24 protein-coding genes are annotated in these 25,794 nt (G+C 62.9%); 7 read left to right on the plus strand and 17 right to left on the minus strand.

Going from position 1 to position 25,794, the window contains the following annotated elements:
- Positions 1-12: 12 nt before the first annotated feature.
- The 7 genes from IC757_RS12440 to rpe form a co-directional block, all read right to left on the minus strand.
- Positions 13-174, minus strand: coding sequence for a hypothetical protein (locus IC757_RS12440; protein WP_190977080.1), 162 nt, complete (start codon positions 172-174; stop codon positions 13-15).
- Positions 161-391, minus strand: coding sequence for a hypothetical protein (locus IC757_RS12445; RefSeq protein WP_190974622.1), 231 nt, complete (start codon positions 389-391; stop codon positions 161-163). Before IC757_RS12445 ends, IC757_RS12440 begins: the two co-directional genes overlap by 14 nt.
- Before the next feature lie 36 nt (positions 392-427).
- Entirely contained in the window at positions 428-1,222 is a 795-nt protein-coding gene (trpC, locus tag IC757_RS12450) for an indole-3-glycerol phosphate synthase TrpC (protein WP_190974623.1), read from the minus strand.
- Positions 1,219-2,238, minus strand: coding sequence for an anthranilate phosphoribosyltransferase (gene trpD / locus IC757_RS12455; protein WP_190974624.1), 1,020 nt, complete (start codon positions 2,236-2,238; stop codon positions 1,219-1,221). The genes trpC and trpD overlap by 4 nt, the downstream gene beginning before the upstream one ends.
- Positions 2,235-2,816 (minus strand): anthranilate synthase component II, encoded by a 582-nt coding sequence (locus tag IC757_RS12460; RefSeq protein WP_223846122.1) that lies wholly within the window; start codon positions 2,814-2,816, stop codon positions 2,235-2,237. Before IC757_RS12460 ends, trpD begins: the two co-directional genes overlap by 4 nt.
- The gene (gene trpE / locus IC757_RS12465) at positions 2,813-4,291 is read right to left on the minus strand and encodes an anthranilate synthase component I (protein ID WP_190974625.1); all 1,479 of its coding nucleotides are present in this window, start codon (positions 4,289-4,291) and stop codon (positions 2,813-2,815) included. The genes IC757_RS12460 and trpE overlap by 4 nt, the downstream gene beginning before the upstream one ends.
- A 445-nt stretch (positions 4,292-4,736) precedes the next feature.
- Positions 4,737-5,396: a ribulose-phosphate 3-epimerase gene (gene rpe / locus IC757_RS12470; RefSeq protein ID WP_190974626.1), complete on the minus strand. Its 660-nt coding sequence runs from the start codon at positions 5,394-5,396 to the stop codon at positions 4,737-4,739.
- A gap of 54 nt (positions 5,397-5,450) precedes the next feature.
- On the opposite strand from rpe, the gene IC757_RS12475 reads away from it, so the two are divergent.
- Both IC757_RS12475 and IC757_RS12480 read left to right on the plus strand, forming a co-directional pair.
- A complete protein-coding gene (locus IC757_RS12475) occupies positions 5,451-6,323 on the plus strand; it encodes a phosphoribosylaminoimidazolesuccinocarboxamide synthase (protein ID WP_223846123.1) in 873 nt (290 codons plus the stop codon).
- A 10-nt stretch (positions 6,324-6,333) separates the two neighbouring features.
- Positions 6,334-7,686, plus strand: a complete 1,353-nt coding sequence (locus IC757_RS12480; RefSeq protein WP_190974628.1) for an O-antigen ligase family protein — start codon at positions 6,334-6,336, stop codon at positions 7,684-7,686.
- On the opposite strand, the gene IC757_RS12485 is transcribed toward IC757_RS12480, so the two are convergent.
- Together IC757_RS12485 and IC757_RS12490 are read right to left on the minus strand one after the other, a co-directional pair.
- Positions 7,663-8,724 carry a hypothetical protein gene (locus IC757_RS12485; RefSeq protein WP_190974629.1) on the minus strand — a complete coding sequence of 354 codons (1,062 nt, stop codon included), beginning with the start codon at positions 8,722-8,724 and terminating at the stop codon, positions 7,663-7,665. The genes IC757_RS12480 and IC757_RS12485 overlap by 24 nt on opposite strands.
- 56 nt (positions 8,725-8,780) lie before the next feature.
- Entirely contained in the window at positions 8,781-9,698 is a 918-nt protein-coding gene (locus IC757_RS12490; RefSeq protein WP_190974630.1) for a lipid A biosynthesis acyltransferase, read from the minus strand.
- A gap of 78 nt (positions 9,699-9,776) precedes the next feature.
- Here IC757_RS12490 and IC757_RS12495 point away from each other — a divergent pair, with 78 nt between their 5' ends.
- Positions 9,777-11,039, plus strand: a complete 1,263-nt coding sequence (locus tag IC757_RS12495; RefSeq protein ID WP_190974631.1) for a 3-deoxy-D-manno-octulosonic acid transferase — start codon at positions 9,777-9,779, stop codon at positions 11,037-11,039.
- On the opposite strand, the gene IC757_RS12500 is transcribed toward IC757_RS12495, so the two are convergent.
- Both IC757_RS12500 and IC757_RS12505 read right to left on the minus strand, forming a co-directional pair.
- The gene (locus tag IC757_RS12500) at positions 11,020-12,366 is read right to left on the minus strand and encodes a TolC family outer membrane protein (protein WP_190974632.1); all 1,347 of its coding nucleotides are present in this window, start codon (positions 12,364-12,366) and stop codon (positions 11,020-11,022) included. The two genes, IC757_RS12495 and IC757_RS12500, sit on opposite strands and share 20 nt — an antisense overlap.
- Positions 12,367-12,404: 38 nt before the next feature.
- On the minus strand, positions 12,405-13,064 hold the full coding sequence (locus IC757_RS12505; RefSeq protein WP_190974633.1) for a protein-L-isoaspartate O-methyltransferase family protein: 660 nt from the start codon (positions 13,062-13,064) through the stop codon (positions 12,405-12,407).
- Between the two features lie 270 nt (positions 13,065-13,334).
- Here IC757_RS12505 and thiC point away from each other — a divergent pair, with 270 nt between their 5' ends.
- Positions 13,335-15,224, plus strand: coding sequence for a phosphomethylpyrimidine synthase ThiC (gene thiC, locus IC757_RS12510; RefSeq protein WP_190974634.1), 1,890 nt, complete (start codon positions 13,335-13,337; stop codon positions 15,222-15,224).
- A 108-nt stretch (positions 15,225-15,332) separates the two neighbouring features.
- Here the strand turns inward: thiC and IC757_RS12515 are convergent, their stop codons facing one another.
- Positions 15,333-16,721 (minus strand): hypothetical protein, encoded by a 1,389-nt coding sequence (locus IC757_RS12515; protein ID WP_223846124.1) that lies wholly within the window; start codon positions 16,719-16,721, stop codon positions 15,333-15,335.
- Between the two features lie 459 nt (positions 16,722-17,180).
- Between IC757_RS12515 and IC757_RS12520 the strand changes: the two genes are divergently transcribed.
- Together IC757_RS12520 and IC757_RS12525 are read left to right on the plus strand one after the other, a co-directional pair.
- Positions 17,181-18,509, plus strand: coding sequence for an amidohydrolase family protein (locus tag IC757_RS12520; protein ID WP_190974636.1), 1,329 nt, complete (start codon positions 17,181-17,183; stop codon positions 18,507-18,509).
- A 114-nt stretch (positions 18,510-18,623) separates the two neighbouring features.
- Positions 18,624-19,184 (plus strand): N-acetylmuramoyl-L-alanine amidase, encoded by a 561-nt coding sequence (locus IC757_RS12525; RefSeq protein ID WP_223846125.1) that lies wholly within the window; start codon positions 18,624-18,626, stop codon positions 19,182-19,184.
- A gap of 135 nt (positions 19,185-19,319) precedes the next feature.
- Here IC757_RS12525 and pepN read toward each other — a convergent pair whose 3' ends face one another.
- On the minus strand, positions 19,320-21,962 hold the full coding sequence (gene pepN / locus IC757_RS12530) for an aminopeptidase N (protein WP_190974637.1): 2,643 nt from the start codon (positions 21,960-21,962) through the stop codon (positions 19,320-19,322).
- Between the two features lie 70 nt (positions 21,963-22,032).
- Between pepN and IC757_RS12535 the strand changes: the two genes are divergently transcribed.
- Positions 22,033-22,509 (plus strand): SixA phosphatase family protein, encoded by a 477-nt coding sequence (locus IC757_RS12535; RefSeq protein WP_190974638.1) that lies wholly within the window; start codon positions 22,033-22,035, stop codon positions 22,507-22,509.
- Here IC757_RS12535 and IC757_RS12540 read toward each other — a convergent pair.
- Genes IC757_RS12540 through hutG form a run of 4 tightly spaced genes read right to left on the minus strand, consistent with a single transcriptional unit; the run spans position 22,488 to position 25,723 of the window.
- Complete coding sequence (locus tag IC757_RS12540) at positions 22,488-22,949, minus strand: GAF domain-containing protein (protein WP_190974639.1); 462 nt, start codon at positions 22,947-22,949, stop codon at positions 22,488-22,490. The two genes, IC757_RS12535 and IC757_RS12540, sit on opposite strands and share 22 nt — an antisense overlap.
- 25 nt (positions 22,950-22,974) lie before the next feature.
- Positions 22,975-23,592, minus strand: coding sequence for a DUF938 domain-containing protein (locus tag IC757_RS12545; RefSeq protein WP_190974640.1), 618 nt, complete (start codon positions 23,590-23,592; stop codon positions 22,975-22,977).
- The gene (gene hutF / locus IC757_RS12550) at positions 23,589-24,947 is read right to left on the minus strand and encodes a formimidoylglutamate deiminase (protein ID WP_190974641.1); all 1,359 of its coding nucleotides are present in this window, start codon (positions 24,945-24,947) and stop codon (positions 23,589-23,591) included. The genes IC757_RS12545 and hutF overlap by 4 nt, the downstream gene beginning before the upstream one ends.
- Positions 24,944-25,723, minus strand: a complete 780-nt coding sequence (gene hutG / locus IC757_RS12555) for an N-formylglutamate deformylase (protein ID WP_223846126.1) — start codon at positions 25,721-25,723, stop codon at positions 24,944-24,946. The genes hutF and hutG overlap by 4 nt, the downstream gene beginning before the upstream one ends.
- Between the last annotated feature and the right edge of the window lie 71 nt (positions 25,724-25,794).

Here is a 25,794-nt window from a genome sequence, read left to right on the forward strand (position 1 = left end):
GTCAATGGCTTGTCAGCAGGTAGGAAAAGAGCTTTGTTCGATCTGCCAGGCAATGACCCGCTTGGTGGCTGCAGATTCGGCCTCGGCCAACAGCTCTTCATCTTCGAGGAAATCATCGAGGCAGCTTCCGATATGCTCGCTGATTTCGCTACGAGCCCGCTCATTCTTCAACATCGTAGCGCTCGAATTGGTCGGCGACTTCCTGCGAACTCAGCTCCAGGCGATCCGGCGACACAAATTTCAGCACACCATCCTCGCTAATCACCAAACGAGTCCCGGTCATTCGCGCCCGCTCGCGCGCTCTTTGAGCAGCACGAAGCAACGCGGCTTCCACCCCACGTAGATCGGGGTCTTGGGATGGTCTTGAGTTAGTCGCTTCGTCATTTGCCATGCCATCACTCCAAGGCAAACTGTGTCCCTATCCAGTTTAACCGGCAATCAGCCGACCAAGCGCCTCTCCAGGTTCCTCTTCCCGCATAAACGCCTCCCCAATCAAAAACGCCCCAATCCCCCCATCCTGCAACCGCTTGATGTCTTCCGGAGTATGAATCCCACTCTCCGAAACCACCAACCGATCCTTCGGCACCATCGGCGCCAACCTTAGCGTGGTTTCCAGGTCGGTGACAAATCGGTGCAGATCCCGATTATTGATCCCCACCAGGTCGCCGGGCACTTTCAGCGCCCGTTCCATCTCCTGCTCGTCATGCACTTCCACCAGCACGGCCAGCCCCAGTTCCTTGCCCAGCTCGGACAGTTCGGCGAGTTGGTCGTCGTTGAGGGCGGCGACGATGAGCAGGAGGGCGTCGGCGCCGATGGCTCGGGTTTCGATGACTTGCCAGGGGTCGATGATGAAGTCTTTTCTTAAGACCGGCAGGCGGCAGGCTTTGCGGGCTTCGACCAGGAAGGCGGTCTGGCCGCCGAAGAAGCCTTCGTCGGTGAGCACCGACAGGCAGGTGGCACCGCCGGCCTCGTAACTTTTGGCAATCGCTTCGGGGTCGAAGTCCTTGCGGATGATGCCGGCCGACGGGGAGGCGCGCTTGACTTCGGCGATGACGGCGTCTTTGGTGGCGGCGGCGCGGGTCTTGAGTTCGCCGGCGAAATCGCGACAGGGCGGCATGTCGCCAACAATGGCCTTGAGTTCTTCGAGCGTGCGGTCGGCACGGCGGCGTTCGATTTCGTCGCGCTTGGCCTCGAGGATGGTCTTGAGGATGTCGGCACTCACAGGTTCTGGCTCCGTTCGGCGTAGCGGCGCAGGCGCTCGAGCGCCCTGCCCTGGTAGAGGATTTCGCTGGCCCGCGCGATGCCTTCGGCCAGGCTGTCGGCCTGGCCGGAGACGTAGATGGCCGCCCCGGCATTGAGCGCGATCATGGCGTGACCGGGGCCGGATTGGCCGCCGAGCACGGATTCGATGATGGCCAGGCTGGCGGCGGCATCGGCCACGGCCAGGTCATTCAGGCTCTCGGCGATCTGGCCGAACTGGGCCGGGTCGAGTTCATATTCGCTGATCTCGCCGTCCTTGAGTTCGGCCACGAGGGTGGGCGCGGCCGGCGAGATTTCGTCCAGGCCGTCGCGGCTGTGGACGACCATGACATGGCGGCTGCCGAGTTTGCCCATGACCTCGGCCATGGGGCGGACCAGGTCGGCGGAGAACACGCCCAGCACCTGGTTGGGCGCCAGGGCGGGATTGGTGAGCGGCCCGAGCAGGTTGAACATCGTTCTCAAACCCAGCGCCTTCCTGGGGCCGATGGCATGTTTCATGGCCGAGTGATGTTGCGGGGCGAACAAAAAGCCCACGCCCAGTTCCTGGATCAATTGCGCGACCTGTTCGGGGCCGAGGTCGAGGCGGCAGCCGGCGGCTTCGAGCACGTCGGCGGCACCGGACTTGCTCGAGACCGAACGATTGCCGTGCTTGGCCACGCGCACGCCGGCCTCGGCGGCGACGAAAGCCGAGGCGGTGGAGACATTGAACAGCGAGGATCCGTCGCCGCCGGTGCCGACGATGTCGGTCAGGCCGTCGAGCTCGATATCGACGCGGGCGGCGAAGCTGCGCATGACTTCGGCGGCGGCTGCAATTTCGGCCGGGGTTTCGCCCTTGATGCGAAGCGCCATGAGCATGGCGCCGATCTGGGCCGGGTCGGCCTCGCCTGCCATGATTTCGTTCATGGCCGCGCGCATCAGGTCGGGTTCGAGGTCCTTGCCTTCGGCCAGCTCGGCCAGGGCTTCGCGGGTCTTGTTCATAAGGTATCCAGAAAGTTCTTGAGCAGGTCGTGGCCGTGCCGGGTGAGGATGGACTCGGGGTGGAACTGCACGCCTTCGATGGGCAGTTCGCGATGGCGAAAGCCCATGATCTCGTCGCGATTGTTGTCGAGCTCGGTCCAGGCGGTTTCCTCGAGCACGTCCGGCAGCGACTCGCGTTCGACGATCAGTGAATGATAGCGGGTGGCTTCGAACGGGTTGTCGAGCCCGGTGAACACGCCCTTGCCCGTGTGATGCATCAGCGAGACCTTGCCGTGCATCACCTCGCGGGCGCGCACGACCTTGCCGCCGAAGGCCTGGCCGATGGTCTGGTGGCCGAGACAGACACCGAGTATGGGATAGACGCCGGCGAGCTCGTCGACCACCTGCAGGCAGATGCCGGCTTCATTGGGTGTACGCGGCCCGGGCGACAGGACGATGCCGGCCGGATCGAGCTTGCGGATGCCGGCGATATCGATGGCGTCGTTGCGCACGGTGTGCACGTCCGCGCCCAGCTCGCCCAGGTACTGGACCAGGTTGTAGGTGAACGAGTCGTAGTTGTCGATCATCAACACCTTCATCGGTGCAGCCCTCCGCTGGCCTCGGCAACGGCACGGATCAGGGCCCGGCCCTTGTTCATGGTTTCTTCCCACTCCTTGTCGGGATCGGAATCAGCAACAATACCGGCGCCGGCCTGCAGGTGCAGGGTCTCGTTCTTGACCAGTGCGGTGCGAATGGCAATCGCCAGATCCGCCTCGCCGTGCCAGTCGAGATAACCCACCGCCCCGGCGTAGACGCCGCGACGCACCGGCTCGATCTCGTTGATGATTTCCATGGCCCGCACCTTGGGCGCGCCAGAGAGCGTACCGGCCGGGAATGTCGCGCGCAGTACATCTGTTGCACTCATGTCATCGGCCAGCTTGCCGTGCACTTCGGAGACCAGGTGCATGACATGCGAGTAGCGCTCGATGACCATCTCGTCGGTCAGGCACACCGTGCCGGTCTCGGCGATGCGGCCGATATCGTTGCGGCCCAGGTCGATCAGCATCAGGTGCTCGGCCAGTTCCTTGGGATCGGCTTTCAGTTCTTCCTCGAGCCGGCGGTCTTCGTCCGGCGTGCGCCCGCGCGGCCGGGTGCCGGCGATGGGGCGCACCATGGCTTCGCCGCCCTGTACGCGCACCAGCACCTCGGGCGAGGAGCCGACGACCTGGAATTCACCAAAATCGAAGAAATACATGTAGGGCGAGGGGTTGAGGCTTCGAAGCGCGCGGTAGACATCGAGTGGGCGGGCGGCCAGGTCCACGCTCATGCGCTGCGACAGCACCACCTGCATGACGTCGCCGTCGAGAATGTATTCCTTGACCCGCTCGACGGCGGAAAGAAAGTCCTCGCGCTGGAAACCGAAGCGGAAATCGGCCTCCGACAGTTCCGGCAGCGGCATAGGCGGCGGGTAGCCGGGCGAGCCGCAGCGCAGGCGATGGACGAGCTGGTCGAGGCGGCGCTGGGCGCGGTCGAAGGCGTCGGACTCGTTCGGGTCGGCGTTGACGATGAGGTACAGCCGCCCGGCCAGGTTGTCGAACACGGCCAGTTCTTCGGCTTCCAGCAGCAGGATCTCGGGCACGCCGAGTTCGTCGGGCTTGCCGGAAAAATCCAGTTTCGGCTCCAGGTGGGCGACGGTTTCGTAGCCGAAATAGCCGACCAGGCCGCCGCTGAAGCCGGGCAGTTCGTCGAGCTTAGGGGCGCGGTGGCGGGCGACTTCGTCGCGGATCAGGTCCAGCGGGTCGATGTCGTTGCGCTGTTTGACCACGTGGCCGAACTCCAGCCGCTCCAGCGTGCGTCCGGTGGCGCGCCAGGCACGCCGGCACGGCAGGCCGATGATGGAGTAGCGACCCCAGTTCTCGCCGCCTTCTACGGACTCGAGCAGGAAGGCGTTGGGACCGTCGGCCAGCTTGAGGTAGACCGACAGCGGGGTATCCAGGTCGGCGGCAATGGAGCGCCAGACCGGGATGCGATTGTAGCCGTCAGCGGCCAGTTGCTGGAAGCGGGTGGGATCCACGGCGGTGATTTGGTGCGAACAAGCGGGCTATTGTAGCGCCGCGCGGGAGGTGGGGGGGGATGCCGGGTGGCGGTACCTGGTTGGTGCCGCAAGTGATGATGTGGGGGTATCGGAAGTGGATGGGCTTCGTCTGGCGCTGTCCGCCGGGGATGCAACCCCGGCCTACCCGAATTGAGGGGAATCCGGGCCGATGGTTCTTTTTCAACCACCACACCCTTCAAGGCCGGTGGTGTTCGGTGGCCGGGCGGGTGCGCAGGGCAACGGAATGTGGCACCGAGCCCGCCGTGCCCATCAGCACCCCCGAAGTTTCATCGAAGGCGACGTAACCAGAAGCTGCAACACAACAATTTCGGTGGCACCAAAACGCCACCCAATCCTCAACCTAACGATCCGGCCGATTGCCCGAAGCACCCGCCCGGCCACCGGACACCACCGGCCACCCCCCCTAACCTCCGCGGATGCCTCGGATGGCCGTAGCGTAATCATCAGCCCCAAAAATTGCCGACCCGGCCACCAGGGTATCGGCGCCAGCCTCGATGATCTCGGCGGCATTGTCAGGCTTCACGCCACCATCGATTTCCAGGCGGATATCGCGGCCGGAGTCGTCGATGATCTTGCGGGCCTGGCGCAGTTTGTCGAGTGCGGCGGGGATGAACTTCTGGCCGCCGAAGCCGGGGTTGACCGACATGATGAGCACCAGGTCGACCTTGTCGATGACCCAGTCGAGCACGTCCAGCGGTGTGGCCGGGTTGAAGACCAGGCCGGCCTGGCAGCCCTGCTCGCGGATCAGGGCGAGGCTGCGGTCGACGTGTTTGGTGGCCTCGGGGTGGAAGCTGATGACGCTGGCGCCGGCGGCGGCGAAATCGGGAATGATGCGGTCGACCGGCTCGACCATCAGGTGCACGTCGATGGGGGCGGTAATGCCGTAGTCACGCAAGGCCTTGCACACCATCGGGCCGATAGTGAGGTTGGGCACGTAGTGGTTGTCCATGACATCGAAATGGACCCAGTCGGCGCCGGCGGCCAGCACGGCGTCGACTTCTTCGCCCAGGCGGGCAAAATCGGCCGAAAGAATGGAAGGGGCAATGACCAGCGGCTGCTTCATGACAGTATTCACACGCGTATAATCCGGGGTTGGCCGATATTGTACCCGCCTGCCGTGAGCCACTACCCGATTCCTCCGCTGCAATTGCTCCACCAGGGCAAGGTGCGCGACATTTACGTCGTCGACGACGAGCGATTGCTGATCGTCGCCTCCGACCGCCTGTCGGCTTTCGACGTGATTCTGCCCGACCCGATTCCGGGCAAGGGCGAGCTGCTCACGCGCATTTCCAATTTCTGGCTCAGTCAGTTCGACGACCAGGTGGCCAATCACCTGCTCGACGGCGACCTGGCCGAGATACTCGGCGATGCCGACATGGCCCGGCAACTCGAGCCGCGCTCCATGCTGGTGCGCCGCCTCAAGCCGCTGCCGGTCGAAGCCATCGTGCGCGGTTACGTGGCCGGATCGGGCTGGAAGGACTACCAGGCCACCGGCGCCATCAGCGGGATTGCCCTGCCGGAAGGCCTTGAACAGGCCGCACCGCTGCCCGACCCGATCTTCACGCCCTCGACCAAGGCCGCCGCCGGCGAGCATGACGAGAATATCGACTTTGCCGCCATGCAGGCACTGATCGGCCCGGAGCTGGCGCTGAGGGTGCGTGACATCAGCCTGGCGATCTATCGGCGTGCCGCGGCCTATGCCCGCAACCGCGGCATCATCATCGCCGATACCAAGTTCGAGTTCGGCACCGACTCCGCCGGCGAGCTGTACCTGATCGACGAGGTGCTCACTCCCGACAGCTCGCGCTTCTGGCCCGTGGACCAATGGAGACTGGGCATCAGCCCGCCGAGTTTCGACAAGCAGTTCGTGCGCGACTACCTCGAAACCCTGGACTGGGACAAGACCCCGCCGGGGCCGGAGCTGCCCGGCGAGATTATCGATCAGACCCGCCAGCGCTACCAGGAGGCTGCTGATCGTCTCATCAGCTAACGACCCGGGCGTGTCCAGCAGCTCGCCCATTCGGTCGGACTCAGCGACCCTAGCCGCCGACCACGGCCTGGCCCGGGCCTGCGGGCTGATTCTCTTCGCCACCCTCGCGCTGGCCCTGGTGGTGCCGGGCGTGCTGGCCGCCGGTTACTTCAGCCTGGGCCTGATAGCCATTGTGTGGCTGACCCGCCAGCGTGCCTGGCGTGATGGCGTTCTCAGCCGACACGAACGCTGGCTGGTGTGGAGCCTGTTAATCTTCGTGAGCGTGTGGGTACTGTCGTGGGCGGTGCATGGTTTTACCGACGAGGCCAACCGGGCTGCCGGGCGCATCGCACGCCTGCTGCCCATGATCCCCGTTTTTCTTCTACTCAGGCGCATGCAGGGGCTCGATGGCTGGATGTGGCGGGGCCTGATTGCCGGGGGGCTGATTGCGGGGGGGTATGCCCTCTGGTTCGTGCTCAGCGGACAATCCGGTGTCCACCACGTGGGCCAGACCGGCTTCCGGGTCGAGGGCACGACCAATCCGATCTACTTCGGCGGGATCTCGCTGGCTTTTGCGCTGATGCTGGTGCCGAAGGTCATCGATGATCGCGAAACCACCCTATTGCGCAACCTGGCCCTGCTGGCCATCGTGCTCGCCTTTGTGGCCAATGCCCTGTCCGGTTCGCGTGGTGCCTGGCTGGCGGTGCCGGTGCTGATCGTGATCTACTTTTTTACCCTGGGGGTGCGCCAGACGCCATTGTGGCGATTCGGCACGCCGCTGGCCCTGCTGGGCCTGAGCCTGTTGGCGCTGACCGCACCCATGCTGCCCATGCACGAGCGGCTGAGCGAGACCTGGATCGAGATCCGGCTGATCGGGGAAGGCCTGGGTTCGGACGGCGCCATCGGCCTGCGGCTGAAGATGTGGTCGGTGGCCTGGGCGCAGTTTCTGGATAATCCCTGGCTGGGCGCCGGCCCCGGGGCTTACCGGGATGTATTGCATCAGGCGGCAGAGGCGAATGACTGGAACCCGATCATGCTGCGCTATCGCCATCCGCACAACGAGTATCTTTCGGCGCTGACCAACGCCGGCATCCCAGGCCTGCTTTCCTTCGTCGCCATGCTCGGCCTGGCCGGCCTGCGCTTTGCCCGCCATCTCTGGACGGCCGGTCGCGACCTGCGCTTCATGGCCTGGTGTGGCCTGGCGGCCACCGTTACGCTGGCGGTAATGGCCGGCTCGGAATCGATTTTCGAGCGCAACACGGGGGTGATCTGGTTCGCCCTGCTGGTCGCGACGACTTCGGCCCTGTTGACCGCGGCCGGGCGCCGCCAGTCAAGCAACCGCCAATCAAGCGATTGCCCATCAATCAATAAGTTCAAGCAGTAGCTCGGCGCACTTGGCGACATCGTTGCAGATGCCGACCGAGCTGGCATGCTCAACCAGTTGCCGGGCCAGCGCCGGGTCATTCGAAAGCTCCAGCGCCTTGTGGCTGAGCGCTTCGGCATCCAGGGCCGCCGGCAGGGCAATGCCCATGGCATCGAACTCCTTCACGCGGCCGGGCTGATCCCGTCCGCCCACGGCCGTCAGCACCATCGGAATCCGTGCCGCCAGTGCCTGTGAGCTGAGCATGAAGCCCGCGCCCAGCACCCCCAGGCGGGCGCCGGCGAGAAGACGGCCCAGGGCGGCGGTCGACAGTGCTTCAACCACGTGTACCCGGTTATCGCTGTTGATGCCGCCACGGTATTGCGGGCCCATAACGGTGACCACCTCCAGGCCCGTGGCCTCATGGAATCGGCGCGCGGCATCGAGAAACAGCTCCGGCACGGGACGCCCCAGATGCTCGTAGCCGCCACCGCCAGAGGCGAAGACCGCGTACTGCTCGGGCAGCTCCAGGGGCAGTTCATCCGGATCGGCGACCGACTCCGGCGCCACCGTGGTGAAAAAATCCACCCTGGCCGGCCCGAACAGCTTCAGCAGGCCACGCTCGATGCGCGTCAGTGCGGGATCGGGTTCGCATGACTCGCCAATCAGGTGCAGGTCAAGCAGGGGCAGGACCTGCGGATGAAAGCCTCGCCGACGCTTGTGCGGGCGATTGCTGATCCAGGCCAGTTTGCCGCCCAGTTGCTTGACCCGTCGAAAGTGGCGCTTTCGGCCGCTGCAATCGAACACCGCCAGGTCGGGCTGCAAACGGTCGATACAGCGTTCAACGGCGGTTCCGGCCAGCGTCGGCGTTTTCTCCAGAAGGTGGTAGTGAAAGCGACTTTCACGCTCGACCTCGGCATGACGACTGAGCAGGAAGTGCATCTCCACGTTGTCACGACGCCGGGCCATCGCACGGGCGATATTGAGGCAGCGGTAATACTCGCCCGAACCGACCGGACCGCTGACCGGCACGAACAACAGTTTGGATTTTTCCTGCGGCATCCTATTGTCGTCGGCCCTGCCGGTCTGGACAGCGTGGGGCGTGAGTATAGCGCCCATTAGGAATCACCTCTCGGAGAACCGGGGCGTTGGTACCGATCCGACTCTCCGGGGGGTGTAGTCTTGAAACGGCGGTGCAACCACCAGTACTGGGCGGGTGCCTGGCGCACGTGGCGCTCCAGAAAGGCGTTGAAGCGGGCCAGGTCCCGGCGCGTATCGTCACCGGGGAAGTCTTCGAAGGCGGGCTCGATATGCACGCTGACCCGCCCGCTGGCCTCGTCCTTGACCGGATACATCGGCACCACCACGGCCCGACCGAGCCGGGCCAGCTCGACGATGGCGTTGGCCGTGGCCGTCTCGATACCGAAAAACGGCGCGAAGGTGCTGCGCTCGGCGCCGAAATCCTGGTCGGGTGCATACCAGAGCACGCCACCGCCGCGCAGGTGACGGACCATGCCGCGCAGATCGCGCCGGGCAATCATATTCCGGGCATAGCGTGCCCGCCCGCGGTTCTGGAACGCCTCAAGCACCGGGTTCTTGAGCGGCCGGTAAATGCCGGCCGACGCCACTCGTTCGCCGAACAGGCGCGCACCCATCTCCAGGCAGGTGGCGTGCCCGGTGATCAGCATCACGCCGCGGCCCTGGGCGCGGGCGGCCTCGAGATGCTCCAGCCCGATGACCTCGCCGAAACGCTCGTCAAAACGCCCCGGCCGCTGCCAGGCCACCGCGGTTTCGGCCAGCATTTCGGCCAGGTGGACAAAGTGCTTGCGCATCAGCGCATGACGCTTGTCGCTAGCGAGGTCGGGAAAACAGAGTTCGAGATTGCGCGCCACCACGCGGCGACGCGAAGCCATGGCCAGGCGCATCAAGAGCGCCAGCGGCCAGACCAGGCTGCGTGCCAGCTCCAGCGGCAGCCGGCCCAGCAGCCGCACCGGCAGCAACGCGGCCAGGGTCAGCCATTGACCGACCACGTTCATTACGCTCGGCCTCCGGACTGCCCCGAATGGCCGGCACAGCATCGGCCGGGGTCGCTTTGGATTACACTTCGCACCATCATGTTGTCAGTCTATCGCCTGTTGACCATCGCCGCCGCCCCTCTGGCACTGGGGTGGCTGCGCTGGCGAGCACCCGGCCCGGTGGCGATGCGCCGCCGCTGGCGCGAACGTAGCGGTCGCCTTCCGGTTGTCAAGCAGCCCGTGATCTGGGTCCATGCCGCTTCCTTTGGTGAAGTCAATGCAATCCAGGCCCTCGTACAGGCACTGCTCAAACGCTACCCGGATGATCAGATCGCGCTGAGCACCTTTACCGCCACCGGACTGGAGCGGGCCGAACAACTGTTCGGCGAGCGCGTATTGACCACTTTTGTCGCCCTGGACACGCCCGGCCGCGTCAAGCGCTGGCTGGATCGCATCGGGCCCAGGGTCGGCATTATCGTCGAAACCGAGATCTGGCCGGAGCTTTTCGCGCAATGCCGGCGACGTGAGATTCCGCTGATCCTGGTTAATGCACGACTGGCTCCCGGCGCCATGAAACACTACCGGCGCTGGCGCGGGCTGTTTAGCCGCGCGCTGGAGGCCGTGGCCATGGCCGGAGCACGGGATGAAGACGACGCCCGACGGTTCCAGGAGCTGGGGCTGGATGAATCACGTACTCGCGTCACCGGCAACCTGAAGTTCGACATGCCGCTGCCGGACAACCTCGGCGAGCGGGCCGGGACACTGCGCCGGCGCTGGGGACATCGGCCGGTATGGGTGGCCGGCAGTACCCGCGAGGGCGAGGAGCGGATCGTTCTGGCCGCCCACCGGCGAATCATGGCCGAACGGCCGGATGCCCTGCTGGTGCTGGCGCCACGCCATCCCGAGCGCTGCAAGTCGGTGCGGCAGTTGATGGCGGACAAGGGTTTTTCCTACCAGTCGATCAAGGAAGATATCGGCGCCAACACGGCCGTGGTGCTGGTCGACGGCCTTGGCATGCTGATGTCGTGCTATGCAGCAGCGCCGGTGGCCTTCGTGGGCGGCAGCCTGGTCAATGCCGGCGGACACAATCTGCTGGAACCGGCCGCCTTTGGCAAGGTAGTGATTGCCGGCCCCCACCTGCACCAGCAGGCCGATACGGCCGCGGCGCTGAACCAGGCCGGAGCGCTGGCTGAAGTCGCGAACGACGCAGAGCTTGCGCGGGAAGTGCTGCGGATCTGGAGCGATCCGCAACTGGCCCTGGAGCGCGGCCGGGCCGCGCTGGGCGTGGTCGAGCAAGGGCGCGGCAGCGTGCGACGCACCCTGGGGCTGATCGAACGGACGATCAGCGCAGCAACTGATTGACCTCTACCAGATCGTTTTCTTCCAACACGCCTGCCACCTGGCGCAGCCTGAGCTGGTTGAGGATGAACTGGTGGCGGGCCTGGGAGTAGTCGCGCTCGGCCTGGAAGAAGCGCTGCTCGGACTGCAGCACATCGACGATGGTCCGCGTCCCGACCTCGAAACCGGCGTTGGTGGCCTCCAGCGCGCTATCCGCCGAAATCAGCGCCTGGCGGCGTGCCTCGACCTCGCGAATGCCGGCGACGATGGCACGGTAGGAAGTCTCGGTCTGGCGAATGACGGAGCGACGGGTCTGGTCCAGGGTTTCATCGGCGGCGCGCAGTGAATACCCCGCCTGGCGACGTTGCGACTGCACGGCAAACCCCTGAAAAATGGGCACGTTCAGATTCAGTCCCACTTCCCACCCCCTGTTGCGCAATTCGGCCGATGCCAAGGCTTCCTGGGTTATAGGATCGCGTCCAACCCAATCATTGTTGATAAAGCGATTGTAGCCACCCGTCAGATCGAGCGTCGGAAAGTGTCCAGCACGGGCAATTCTCAGATCAGCATCGGCCACATCGACCTGCGAGCGTTGCTGGAGAACAGACGGGTTGAAGTCGAGCGCGAGCTCGACCCAGTCCTCGACTGCTTCGGGATCAGGCCCTTCCAGCGGGACATCGTCGATCAGCCGGGCATAGTTCTCGAACCAGGTGCCGGCAATTTCTCTCAGCGCCTCACGGGCGTCCTCAAGCTGATTGTCCGCGGTGATGACACGTGCCCGAGCCGCATCGTAGACAGCACGCGCTTCATGGACATCAGTCACTGCTGCCAAACCCACTTCGAAACGCTGTTCAGCCTGTTCGAACTGTCGCCGCAACGCGGTCTCCTCGGCACTGGCAAAGCGGACGGAGTCCAGAGCAGTCAGCACATCAAAGTAACGCTCGGTCACTCGGAACAGAAAGTTCTGCCATGCCTCGGCATATACCGCCTCGGCTGCACTCAGTTCTGCGCGTCCGCGGTCGAGGCGACCGTAGTTGGCATCGTCGTAGATGGTCTGTCGCAACTGGATATTGTAGTTTTCGGTATCGTCATCCTCGCTGTCGAGCCGGGTTCCGGCAATCGTCGTGCGAGACCGACCGATTGTTCGACTGGCAGTACCGGTAATCGTGGGCAGCAATGCCGCACGCGCCTGGGTGGGTATCTCCCCGGCGGCAGACAGTCGCTGCTCGGCGGCTCGCAGCTCGGCATCGTTGGCCTGAGCCAGTTCGTACACACCCATCAAGTCGACCGCATGGGCGCCATGGGCCATACCGACGGCCGCAATCGCGGCGCAGATGAATCGTTGTTTCATAACCTGGTTTCCTTGGATTGCGTACTGAATATCATTTTTCAGAATTCGAAGACCGGCTGGTCCTCCAGCCCGATCAGACGGGGCAGGTCGGTTTCGAAGAGGCTTTCGCTTTGCCAGCGGTCGCCGGCAACATGCGTCTGGCACACCGCCTCCATGGCCGGACTGCATCCGCGTACGGCAAAGATGCGGCCGCCTTGGCCGACCCAGTCGTGCACCACGTCGGGCACGTCTGCCGCCGAAGCGGTCACCACCACGACATCGAACAACTGCGCTGGTTGAAAGCCTTGCAGCGCGTCTGCACAAATCACTTCGACTGCCCCCATTCCCTGGCGTTCCAGGCGCAGATGCGCGCTATCCGCCAGGTCAGCATGAATCTCGATGGTCGTGACCCTGGCACCCATCCAGGCCAGGCAGGCGGCGCAGAAGCCGGAGCCGGTACCAATTTCCAGGACCCGCTGACCAGGTTCGACCTGCAATGCCTGCAGCATGCGGCCTTCTTCGACCGGCTTCATCATTACCTGATCGTGCGGCAGAGGGATGCGCAGGTCCGAAAATGCCAGGCGCCGATGGCGCGATGGCACGAAATCCTCGCGCGGGACCTCACGCATCGCCTCGAGAACGACCGGGTCAAGCACTTCCCAGGGACGCACCTGTTGCTCGACCATGTTGTATCGAGCCTGCTCGATATTGAGGGACATGCCGGACAGTCCTGCCAATGGTGTGGTCGGTATTGTAACCGGCCGGTGGCGAGGCGGCGTGTGCCAGTGGTCATGTGGTGAGGGGCGGGTTCGAGGTTCGAGGTTCGAGGTTCGAGGTTCGAGGTTCGAGGTTCGAGGTGCGAGGTGTTAGGTGTTAGGTGTTAGGTGTTAGGTGTTAGGTGTTAGGTGTTAGGTGGGGTGGGTGAATAATCGTTGGGGGCTTGCTGGGGGTGCTACCATTTCGGGACGATTCAATCAGTCGGAAATTTCATGTCGAAGTCCACTTCCAGTCCTGCCTCGGAAATTGCCCGGCGTCTTGATGACGAACTGCTCAAGCCCTGGCCGGGGTCGCGGATCGTGCATCTGCCGGGGTCGCGCGCCGATGTCCAGGTACCGATGCGCGAGATTCGTCAGCACGACACGCCGGCCACTTTCGGCGTACAGCCCAATCCGCCGATCTACGTCTACGAAACGGCTGCTCCGTATATCGATCCCGAGGAGCACCCGGACCCGGCAGCAGGCATGAAGCCGGTGCGCCAGCCCTGGATCGACGAACGTGGCGACACCGAATCGCTGGACGGCAAGTCCTCGGAATTCGCGCGCGAGCAGGAGTCGCAGACCCCGCCCGAGCTGAAGTTTCCGAACCTGGGCAAGCCGCGACGGGCGCAGGCCGGCCGCAATGTCAGCCAGATGCATTACGCACGAAAAGGCATCATCACCCCGGAGATGGAGTACGTGGCCATCCGCGAAAATGCCGGACTGGACCAGCTCAAGGAGGCCTATGCCGCCGCTGGCCTGATGCAGCGCCACGCCGGCCAGCCCGAGGGCGCCAACCTGCCCGAGGTCGTCACGCCGGAGTTCGTGCGCGACGAGATCGCCGCAGGACGGGCCATTATTCCGGCCAACATCAACCACCCGGAAGCCGAGCCGATGATCATCGGGCGCAATTTCCGGGTCAAGGTCAATGCCAATATCGGCAATTCGGCGGTGCGCTCATCGATTACCGACGAGGTGGAAAAGCTGGTCTGGTCGCTGCGATTCGGCGCCGACACGGTCATGGATCTGTCGACCGGCAAGCACATCCACCAGACCCGCGAGTGGATTATCCGCAACTCGCCGGTGCCCATCGGCACCGTGCCCATCTACCAGGCACTGGAAAAGGTGGATGGCGAACCCGAGGCGCTGACCTGGGAGCTGTACCGCGACACGCTCATCGAGCAGGCCGAACAGGGCGTGGACTACTTCACCATTCATGCCGGCGTGCGCCTGCCGTTTGTGCCAATGACGGCGAAGCGGGTCACCGGCATCGTCTCGCGCGGCGGTTCGATCATGGCCAAGTGGTGCCTGGCCCACCATCGCGAGAGCTTCCTGTACGAGCATTTCGCCGAGATCTGCGAAATCATGAAGGCCTATGACGTCAGCTTCTCGCTGGGCGACGGCCTGCGCCCCGGCTCGATTGCCGACGCCAACGACGAGGCGCAGATGGCCGAGCTCCGCACCCTGGGCGAGTTGACCACCATTGCCTGGGAACACGACTGCCAGGTCATGATCGAAGGTCCCGGCCACGTGCCGCTGCAACTGGTCAAGGAGAACATGACCGAGGAGCTCAAGCACTGCCACGAAGCCCCGTTCTATACCCTGGGGCCGCTGGTGACCGATATCGCACCGGGCTACGACCACATCACTTCGGGCATCGGCGCGGCCAATATCGGCTGGCACGGCACGGCCATGCTGTGCTACGTCACGCCCAAGGAGCACCTGGGCCTGCCCGACAAGCACGATGTGCGCGAAGGCCTGGTCACCTACAAGATCGCCGCGCACGCCTCGGATCTAGCCAAGGGCCATCCGGGCGCGCAGATTCGCGATAACGCCTTGTCGAAGGCACGCTTCGAGTTCCGCTGGGAGGACCAGTTCAACCTGGGCCTCGATCCGGCCCGGGCGCGTGAATACCACGACCAGACCCTGCCCAAGGAGGCGCACAAGGTGGCCCACTTCTGCTCCATGTGCGGCCCGAAATTCTGCTCGATGAAGATCACCCAGGACGTGCGCGACTACGCCGAGAAACACGGCATCGACACCAGCCAGGCGGTCGAGGCCGGCATGGAGGAGAAAGCGCGCGAATTCCGCGAAACCGGGGCGGAGATTTTCAGGAAGCAGTAGCTCGGCTGTCGAACGGCAACGATTTCGAGATATTGAATCGAATCATGAACCCGGCATCAGGGCATGCCGGGTTCATGAGTTCTCGATGAGCTCTCGATGAGTTCTCGATTACTGGGCCATGACAAACATCTCGATCATACCCTCGCCCTCGACCAGCTCCCCCATGGCCTTGCCCACTATCGTGCCAAGCTGAGGATTGATCGCTTTCATCGCATGGCCCGGCGTATAGGCGGTTGTCAGCAGGTCGCCGCGCAGGATGGGGCCATTTTCGTCGGTGACCTTGACGGGGACGATCCCTGCAATGGCAACATCGATTTTTTCGCCGTTGAGTTCGAATCGAGTCACTCTTGCCGCGGCGACCTCCGCCTCGCTATCGGGATCGATCCCGGCCGCCTTGTAGGCCGCCCGCTCTCGTCGAACCTGTTCGCCCGCCGTGCCAACGCCACCGATGAATCCGGGGTTAGCGGAATACACGCCGATTACCCGGGTCGAATTCGGCTCATCCGACAATGCCACGGCGCGATCCTGATCGGCACTGATCACCAGGACATCGCCTTCTTCGTAGACCAGCCCGGGGTCTTCGACTGCAATGCGCTCCGCGAAATCCGCGCCACCTGAAGAGTAATTTCCTTCGATTGACAGATCACCGTCATTATCCAGCCTCATTTGAAGGTGATCAGGATCACGTTGTCCGTGATACACGCGGAACTCAGGGAGACTCCAGTGTTCATTCGAATAGCTCTTGAAAAGCTCAAGCCGATAGTTGCTGCGCAGGAACATGCCCGAAAAGCTCTCGTCCGGCTCAGTGGCGATGACACCGGCATGATTGGTGTCTTCAGCAGTACCTCCGTCCGGACCGCTGAGGTATCGCCCACCGAGAATGATGTCGGGATTGTGCTCAGGGCTATCAGAAGGGCCGAACTCTCCATCACCACGCAGATTATCGACATACAACCCCGCATTCGTGGACAGAGCCATCATGCCGTAGCCCGGATTATTGGTGGGGAACTCGGTATTGAGTGCCGTGAAAACGGCCGGGAATCCGTCATCTGTGACGTTGCCCTCGTCCGGACGGGCACCGATTGCCGCTGAACCCGCGACAAGGGCATGCGCGAACGGCGCCCCGGACATCGCCCGTCGCGGCGCCAACGTCTCGCCTTCCACTTCCGCTTCCCAGTACAGCGTGTCGTGATTGGTCCCTATTTCTGAGCTGAAAACATGTGCTGGAAATTCGGTGATATCGACCGAGAACAGCCCTCCTTGAACCGATACATTGTGGGTCTGTTCATGCACCATCGTGCCGCCGGTCTCCGCCGACCAGAACCGAACGATCATCTCGTAATCGCCGTCATCAACTGGCGCACCCATGCTGTCGGTCAGATTTCCCTGCAAATTGATGCGCGGTTCCAGCTCCGGACAGCCAGTCAGCAACAATGCAGCAACCAGGGCGAGCAAACCCAGTTTAAGGCTCGATGTCGGAAAGAATGAAGCAGGCATGACGATGTCCCTCCTGAGGTCGTGTTCTCTCTTTTACGGAATTCACCCGGAAACTGTGCCAGGTCAGACGTCGTTCGTCCGGAAGGATCGGGACAGGGTAGAGGCCATCAGCAAAGGCAGGGGCCATTCATCTTCCTAGTGGGCCATGCGGTTAATTAGGTAACACTCAGCCGTCGCACAAGCGCCGTGGGCAGGGCAGGCGAAACCGCATGGCGACTTTCGCGTAGCGAATGAAGCCTTGCGAGTGGAGCCGCTGCACGTGTTCCGCTCGCTTGAATTGGCGACGGCCAGTCCTGCGCTCGCGCGCCTTGCCCACGACGCTTGTGCGACGGCTGAATGCGATCTACATTCGTGCCGGGTTAATAACCGCATGGCCCACTAGAGAAATCCGTAATGTTATTTTATCCACCCAAAGGGCCAGATAGACTTCGGAGATTGCATACAAGGAGGCCTCTCTCAATGCGCTACCTGATCGCGATTGTCGTGCTCTCGCTTTCGCTAAGTCTTGATGCCCGCACGGTGGTGTTCGAAAACGCCCGGCTGGTCGACGTCAGTACCGCCGAGACATCCGAACCGGCCCAGGTTGGGATCCGTGATGGTTTTATCGTCGAGGCCGATGCGATTTCCGAACCCGATGTGGTTGTCAGCAAACCCGGCTACCTCATCCCCGGTCTTGCCGAGATGCACGCTCACGTTCCGCCCGCCGATCAGGGCCAGTGGGTGGACGACACGCTCGCGCTCTACCTGGCCTTTGGCGTGACCACCATCCGCGGCATGCTGGGCGAGCCCGGCCACCTGGAAATCAAGCGCGAACTGGCTTCCGGTGAACGCATCGGCCCGCGCCTGATCACCTCCGGCCCGTCGCTCAACGGTAATTCGGTCACCTCACCCGAAAAGGGCGCAGTCATGGTGCGCGAGCAGTCCGAGGCCGGTTATGACTTTCTCAAGCTCCACCCCGGGCTCTGGCCCGAGGCTTTCGATGCCATCGTCAAGGCCGCACGGGCCCTGGATATCGATTTCGCGGGGCACGTGTCCGACGATGTGGGCATCGAGCGTGCGCTGAGCGCCGGACAGATCACCATTGATCATCTCGATGCCTACATGCAGGCCCTGGTGCCCGAGGATCACGAGTTGCATGGCACCGAGCCGGGCTTTTTCGGCATCAACCTGGCCGCCGCGGCCGATCCGGGGCGTATTGCCGCGCTGGTGGAAAAGACCATCGAGAACAATGTCTGGAACGTGCCCACCGAAACCCTGATGGTCAACCTGACCGGCGAACGATCGGTCGAGGAGATGCTTGATCGACCGGCCATGGCCTACGTTCCGAAGTCGATGCGGGAACAGTGGGGTGAGCGAGTAGCCGGCGTGCGCGAGAATGTTCCCGAAGAACAACGCCGGGCCTTTCTCGACATTCGTCGTCAGTTGCTGGCCGAGCTCCACGAAGCCGGGGCGGGCATCCTGCTCGGCGCCGACGCGCCCCAGATCATGAATGTGCCCGGCCACGCCGTGCATGAAGAACTGGCTTTGTACGTGGCAGCCGGCCTGAGTCCGGCCGAGGCCCTGGCTACTGGTACGGTCAACGTAGCGATGTTTTTCGGCCAGAGCGGCCATGGCTGCCTCGAACCCGGCTGTGTCGCCGACCTGGTGCTACTCGAGGCCAATCCGCTGGAAGACATCGGTCATACCGAAACCATTCGGGGCGTGATGCGCGCCGGCGAGTGGTTTGATCGCGAGCGCCTGGATTCGATGCTGGAAGCCATTGCCGAGCGAGCGGGCAATAGCGAGTAAATCAGTCTGAACCACAGAGGCACAGAGAGCACAGAGAATATCCTTTTATCTTCCTCTGTGAACTCTGTGCCTCTGTGGTAAACAGTATCTGAACTTCGACCGATCCGATCAACTGTGCCGAATTCCACCTTCCATCCACTGAGCTACGTCGAGCGGCTTGAGCCGCGTTCAGCCGACGCGATCGAGTGTGTCGTCATGCATGCCACCGAGCTGCCGGACCTGGCTATGGCGCGTGAGTTCGGCGAGGAGATTCATCACCCCGAATCACGCACCGGCAACAGCGGGCATTTCTATATCGACCGCGATGGAACGATTGAACAGTGGGTGCCACTGGAACGAGTCGCGCATCATGTACGCGGGCACAACGCCAACAGCATCGGCATTGAGCTGGTGCATCGCGGCCGCTGGCCGGACTGGTTCGATTCAGGCCACCAGGACTGGCGCGACCCGTATCCGGACGAACAGATCACGGCGCTGATCGAGTTGCTCGGGGAGCTGGTCACGACATTGCCGAACCTCAAGCACATCGCCGGCCACGACGAACTCGACACCGACTGGATCCCGGCCAGCGACGATCCGGAAATCCTCATACGCCGCAAACTCGACCCCGGCCCGACCTTCCCCTGGCCGAGAGTGCTGCAAGCAATTCCACTGACCCGGCTGGATGCGGGTTAAAGGGACTGAAGGAATCTCACCACAGAGACACAGAGATCACAGAGGTAAAGCAGCGAGAATTTAATTTTTTCAAAACCCTCTTTCTCTGAGTTCTCTGTGTCCTCTGTGCCTCTGTGGTGAATGCTTTTCGGCCGGCTACTCCACGCCCAACGCCGCAGTGACGATTTCTTCGACGTCGGGTGACAGGCCGGGCTTGGCGGCGAGTTCTTCCAGCTCGGCTTTCATCATGGCGCTGCGCTTTTCACCATAGGCCCGCCATCGATTGAAGGCGCCGGCCAGGCGTGCGGCCACCTGCGGGTTGAGTTCGTCAAGCTCGTGGAGCGCTTCGCCGACCAGCCGGTAGCCGGCGCCGTCGGCACGGTGAAAGGCCACCGGATTGTGCACGGCAAACACGCCAATGACAGCGCGCACCTTGTTTGGGTTGGTCATCCGAAAGGCCGGGTGATTCCTGAGTTCGGCAATCTTCTCAACGGTGCTGCCGTGCGGTTTCATTGCCTGAACCGCAAACCACTTGTCCATCACCAGGGCGTTGTCGCGGTAGCGCGCCTCGAACGATTCCAGGGCCGCCGTCGCATCGTGGCCACCCAGCACCAGGGCTCGCAATGCCGCCATGCGGTCGGTCATGTTGTCGGCCGACTCGAACTGCTCGCGGGCACGTCCGGCACCACTGTCTCGCCCGGCAAGCGCGAGCATTTCCAGGCAATGATTGTGCAGTGAGCGCTCCGCAACTGCCCGGCCATCGCCCGACCACGGGCCCTGCGGTGCCAGTTCGTCGATGCGGTCAAGCAGGCGGGTTTCCAGCTTGCCGGCCAGATGCGAGCGCAGCTCGCTGCGGGCGCGATGAATGCCATCGACATCAACCGGATCACGCTCCTGTGCCAGTTCGTTTTCCGTGGGCAGGGTCAATAGCTCGGCCGCCAGTGCCGGATCGATTGAGTCGTCGTCGAACACGGCCGTCCAGGCCTGTTCCAGCAAATCCAGATTATTCGGCAACTGAGCATCGGCAATGGCCTGGTCAAGGACGCGCTCGCTCAGTCGGCGCATGGCCTGGTGTCGATTGACCGGATCCGGGTCGAATCCGGCCAGCCGCGCCAGCTCCTCGGCGCTCCAGTCAAAGATCAGCTTGACCGGAGCGGAAAAGTCGCGCAGCAGGGAGGGTACGGCTTCTTCGGGCAGATCCCGGAAACGGAACTCGGCCTGGGGCTGGTCGAGCACCAGTAGCCGTGTTTCCGGCCCCGGTTCATCCTCACCGGACAGCGTGACGGGCAGCGACCGATTGTCGGCATCCAGAAAGCCGACCTTGATCGGCATCATCAGCGCCCCGATCCCGCGGTTGTCTGGATGCTCGGTCAGATTCTGTGACAAGGCCAGCACGGTTTCCTCGCCCTCACGGCGGATCGAGGCACGCAGCGTCGGCGTGCCGGTCTGTCGATACCAACGCTCAAACAGGTCGAGGTTCGTGTCGTTGGCATCGGCCATGGCGGCCAGAAAGTCGTCGCAGGTGACCGCCTGACCATCATGACGCCGGAAGTACAGATCAAGCCCCTTGCGGAAGCCTTCGCGGCCGAGCAGTGTCTGGTACATGCGCACCACTTCCGCACCCTTCTCGTAGACGGTGGAGGTGTAGAAGTTGTTGATCTCGATATAGCGTTCCGGCCTGACCGGGTGTGCCATGGGGCCGGCGTCTTCGAGAAACTGGCGCGCCTTGAGGTTGGCGGCATCCTGAATGCGCTTGACCCCGCGCGAGCGCAGATCGGAGGTGAATTCCTGGTCGCGAAAGACGGTCAGGCCTTCTTTCAGGGTGAGTTGAAACCAGTCGCGGCAGGTGACTCGGTTGCCGGTCCAGTTATGGAAATACTCGTGACCGATGACCGCCTCGATGGCCTCGAAATCAGCGTCGGTTGCCGTTTCCGGATCGGCCAGGACGTACCGACTGTTGAATATGTTGAGGCCCTTGTTTTCCATGGCACCCATGTTGAAATCGTGGGTGGCAACGATGTGATAGATATCCAGGTCGTACTCCAGGCCGAAGCGTTGCTCGTCCCAGCGCATGGCCTGCTTCAGGCTCTCCATGGCCCACTGAAGTCGGTCAAGATCGGCCGGGTCGGACCAGACCTTGAGCGTGACCTCGCGGCCGGATGCAGTGGTATGCGTATCTTCCAGCACGGCCAGATCACCGGCGACAACGGCAAAAAGATAGCTGGGTTTGGCAAAGGGGTCGTCCCAGACGGCATAGTGACGGTCGTCCGCCAGCTCGCCGGATTCAACACAGTTGCCATTGGACAGGAGAATGGGAAACTCGGAGCGATCGGCTTCCAGGCGAACCCGGAACCGTGCCATGACATCCGGTCGGTCGGGGTACCAGGTGATCTTGCGGAAGCCCTCGGCTTCGCATTGGGTCAGCAGCATGTCACCGGCTGCATACAAGCCTTCCAGCGCGGTGTTCTCCGCAGGATGGATCGTCACTACCGTTTCCACCGTCGCTCGATCCTCGGGCAGCTCCAGGTGCAGTGTCTCGCCCTCGATTCGGTAGTCTTCCGTGCTCAGGCGACGCCCGTCAACACTAATCGACTCAGTCTCCAGACCCGATCCATTGAGCTCAAGCGGTGCCGACGCGCCGGAGTCGCTAGGGTTGCGTCGAACGGTCAACCGGGTGGTGACCCGAGTGCTTTCCCGGGCCAGCACCAGGTTCATCTCGACCTGTTCGACCTGCCACCCCGGGGGGCTGTAGCTGCTTCTTTCGATAGCCGGCCGGGAGGCGCCGTGGCGAATGGACATGCTGCTCCTTTTTGGTTTTTGACTCGTTCCAATCGTATGATATGCGATCGATCATCATCGAATTCACGTCATGGAATTGTGGATCTTGCGACATGCCAAGGCGCGGGCGCCGCTGGCCGATGAGTACGACCAGGACCGGCCGCTGACCGAACAGGGCCAGGCCGATGCTGTTGCGCTCAACCGCTGGCTTGCGAGACAGGCCATGCGCCCACCCGGCCGAATTCTGGTATCACCGGCGGCAAGAACCCGTCAGACCGCCGACCTGGTGCTGCGCGATCTCGATGCGCCGGCACCGCTGATTGAACCGCAGCTATGGGAAGCGGGCGATCGCGAACTGATCGGTCTCTTGCAGGCCGACCCCCAACAGGACTCAATGATGTTGATTGGCCACAACCCCGGGCTGGAATGGCTGACCCGCTGGATAACGGGGCAACGGCTGACCCTGGGCCTGCAACCGGGCACTCTGGTGGTGATCGACACGCCGGACCCGACAGCGCCCGGCAGTGGAAGCATCAAGACGGTTCGTCAACCCACCGATCTGACATAGGCATTCGCCAGGGCTTCGATCCCTTCCTGATCGAACTCGCTGAAGCGATCAGGCTCGGGGCTGTCGATGTCCAATACGCCGAGCACCTGATCTTCAACAATCAGAGGAACCACGATTTCGGATCGAGAAGCCGGATCACAGGCGATATGCCCCTCGAAGGCATGCACATCGGCAACCCGCTGGGTCGTTCGGGTTCTCGCCGCCGTGCCGCAGACGCCCTGCCCCATTGCGATGTGCACGCAGGCCGGCTTGCCCTGGAATGGGCCGACGATGAGCTCGTCGCCTTCGAGGAAATAGAAACCGGCCCAGTTGATGTCCGGCAATGCATCAAATATCAGTGCACTGAGATTGGCCGCATTGGCGATGCGATGGCGCTGACCGGACAACAGCCCTTCAGCCTGCTGGACGAGTTCTTCGTAGTTGGTCTTGGTTCGGGTCATGGGATTGGTTACCTGTGATCTGTGATCAATTGTCGCCGGCCTCAGGTTTCACTTTCCCGAAAACAAGAATCCGGTTATTGGCCGGCATGGCGATGTCGGCCGTCGCGGACAGGCCATGGTCCCTGGCGTGCCGGATGATTTCGGCGCTGTCACGCACGCCCATGTCACCATCTCGAGAACGCAGCATCCGGTCGAACTGGCGGTTGCTTTCCGAGGTGTGTCGCCCCCCGTCGTGAAACGGGCCATAGATGATTAGCTCCCCGCCTTCGACCAGGCGGTTGGAGACACGTTCAATCAGCACCGGGGTATGCGACCAGGGCATGATGTGCAGGGTGTTTGCGGTAAAGATCGCGTCGAAGCTCTGGTCGGGCCAGTCGCCGATCACATCGAGCTCGATCGGTCGGAGCATGCCATCACCTTCCTGGTTGATACGAGCGCCGAGCAACGGCAGGTGCGCTGGCATCTCGCTGGCCAACCACTGGATACCGGGCAGGTGGCGGGCGAAATAGACAGCATGCTGACCGGTGCCGGAACCGATTTCCAACACACGCCCTTCCCGGGGCAGGCGCGATTGCAGCACGTCCAGTATGGGCTGCTTGTTACGTTCGGCCGCGGGCGAGGCGGGCAACTCGTTTGCATTCATGATGCAGCCACATTCACTAGTCGGCGGCGCAACTCGGCCATGCGTGGCCTGAGCGCCTGTTTTCCCGGATGCCGACCGGCACTGACCCGACACTGACCGGCCACCCAGACCTGGTCAATCAGGTCACGACCTCCGGCCAGCACCAGGGTATCAAGCTGGTAATCGGCGTCCAGTCCGCTCAAAAGGGGGTGATCGCCGTCAAGCACGACAAAGTCGGCACGACAGCCCACGGCCAATGCCCCTGCTGCCTGATCCAGTGCATCTGCACCGGCTCGCGCGGCATCGGACCACAATCGTCGTCCCAGGTGCTCTCCACCATCACACAAGGCGTTGCGCTGGTTCGACATGAGGCGCTGCCCCCAGTCCAGGAGCTGCAGTTCGGCGGCGGCATCCACCACCAGGTTGGAGTCGGAGCCGATGGCGTAACGCCCCCCCGAGGCAACGAACTCCCGGACAGGGAACAGACCATCGCCCAGATCGGCCTCGGTGGTCGGACAGAGACCAACGACGGCGTCACTGGCGGCCATGGTACCGATCTCCTGTTGCGTGGCGTGAGTGGCATGAATCAAACACCAGCGATCATCCAGCGCCACGTGTCGGGCCAGAAGATCGATGGGTGTCTGTCCGCAATGCTCACGACACTCGGCCACCTCAGCCGGCTGTTCGGAAATATGCAGGTGAACCGGTCCGTGACCGATGGCCTGCAGCAAGTCGGGCAGATCGGCCACGTCGACGGCACGCAGCGAATGCGGCGCCACCCCGATTCGATGCGGCGTATTGCCAATATCCCGCCGCAATTGTCCGACCAGCTCGACCAGCTCATCGAGCGTCATGACAAAGGGCCGCTGTCGTTCGGTGGGCTCCCGGCGGCCAAAGCCTGAGTACCGGTACCACACTGGCAGTAGCGTCAACGTCATGCCCGCCTGATCGGCGGCACCCAGCAAACGCCGGCAGTTCTGCAAGGGATCCACTCCGCCCAGCCGATGCGGGTAGTGGAACTCCCCGGTACTGGTGTATCCGCCCTCCAGCAATTCCATGAACGCGTAGCTGGCCAGCGCTTCCAGCTCCTCGGTATCGAGCATGCCGACGGCGCGGTACATCTGCTCACGCCAGGTCCAGAAACTGTCGGCATCGGCCGCCCTGTACCCGGTCAGCCCGGCAATCAGACGCTGGTGGATATGTGAATGGACATTGACCATGCCGGGCAATACCGGTCCGGACAGTCGTGTTGCATCCGGCGATGATCCCTGCTTGATAGCAGTGATCCAGCCGCCGGCATCCACGCGGATCGAGCAGTCCTCGATCCAGCCCTCCGCGGTCAGTACGGCTGGACCATGGAAAAGCTGTTCGCTCATGCCGGACGCCATGTCACCAGACAGCCAACCAGATCCTTCAACAAGGACTGGAGTGGTGCGGCCTTTGTTTCATCGAAGTGCTCGGGTCGGGACTCATCCATGTAACTCGCCTGCGCAATCTCCATCTGCAGGGCATGAATGCCCTGGCCCGGCTGACCGTAATGGCGGGTGATATAGCCGCCCTTGAAGCGACCATTGACCACGTGACTGAAGCGTGACTGGCCTTCCAGGAGCTCAATGACTGCGTGTTCGAGTTCCGACGCACAACTGCCACCGGAAAACGTCCCCAGGTTGAGATCCGGCAGACGGCCCTCGAACAGTCTCGGCACCTGGCTGCGAATTGAATGGGCATCGAGCAAGACGGCATGACCGTGCTGTTCGTGTATGGCAGCCAGCCTGGCCGCCAGCTCATCGTGATAGGGGCGCCAGTAGCGTTCGACGCGCTCGAGAACTTCTGCGGCATCCGGCGGATCTGTCTCGTATAGCGGTGCACCGTCAAAAGTGCAGGTGGGCACCAGGCCTGTGGTCGGCCCGCTGTAGAGCGGCTGATCATCGGCGCCCCGGTTCAGATCGATCACGTAGCGCGAGTGGGTTGCGCGCAAGACTCCGACACCTAGCTCAGCGGCGAAGTCCACCAGTTGGTGAACGTGCCAGTCGGTATCGATCAGGCGACGTCCGTCGGGTGTCAATCGCTGTTCAATGTCATGGGGCAACATCAGCCCGGCATGGGGGATGTTGATCAGTACAGGAGCTTGTCCAGGACTTCCTTCAAACACTGGAATGTAGCGGCTTGGCAGAGTCGAAACCAAGAAAGTGCGGGCTCGGATCCCGAGCCCGCACTACACAT

This window comes from Wenzhouxiangella sp. AB-CW3 (assembly GCF_014725735.1).
GTDB lineage: Bacteria > Pseudomonadota > Gammaproteobacteria > Xanthomonadales > Wenzhouxiangellaceae > Wenzhouxiangella.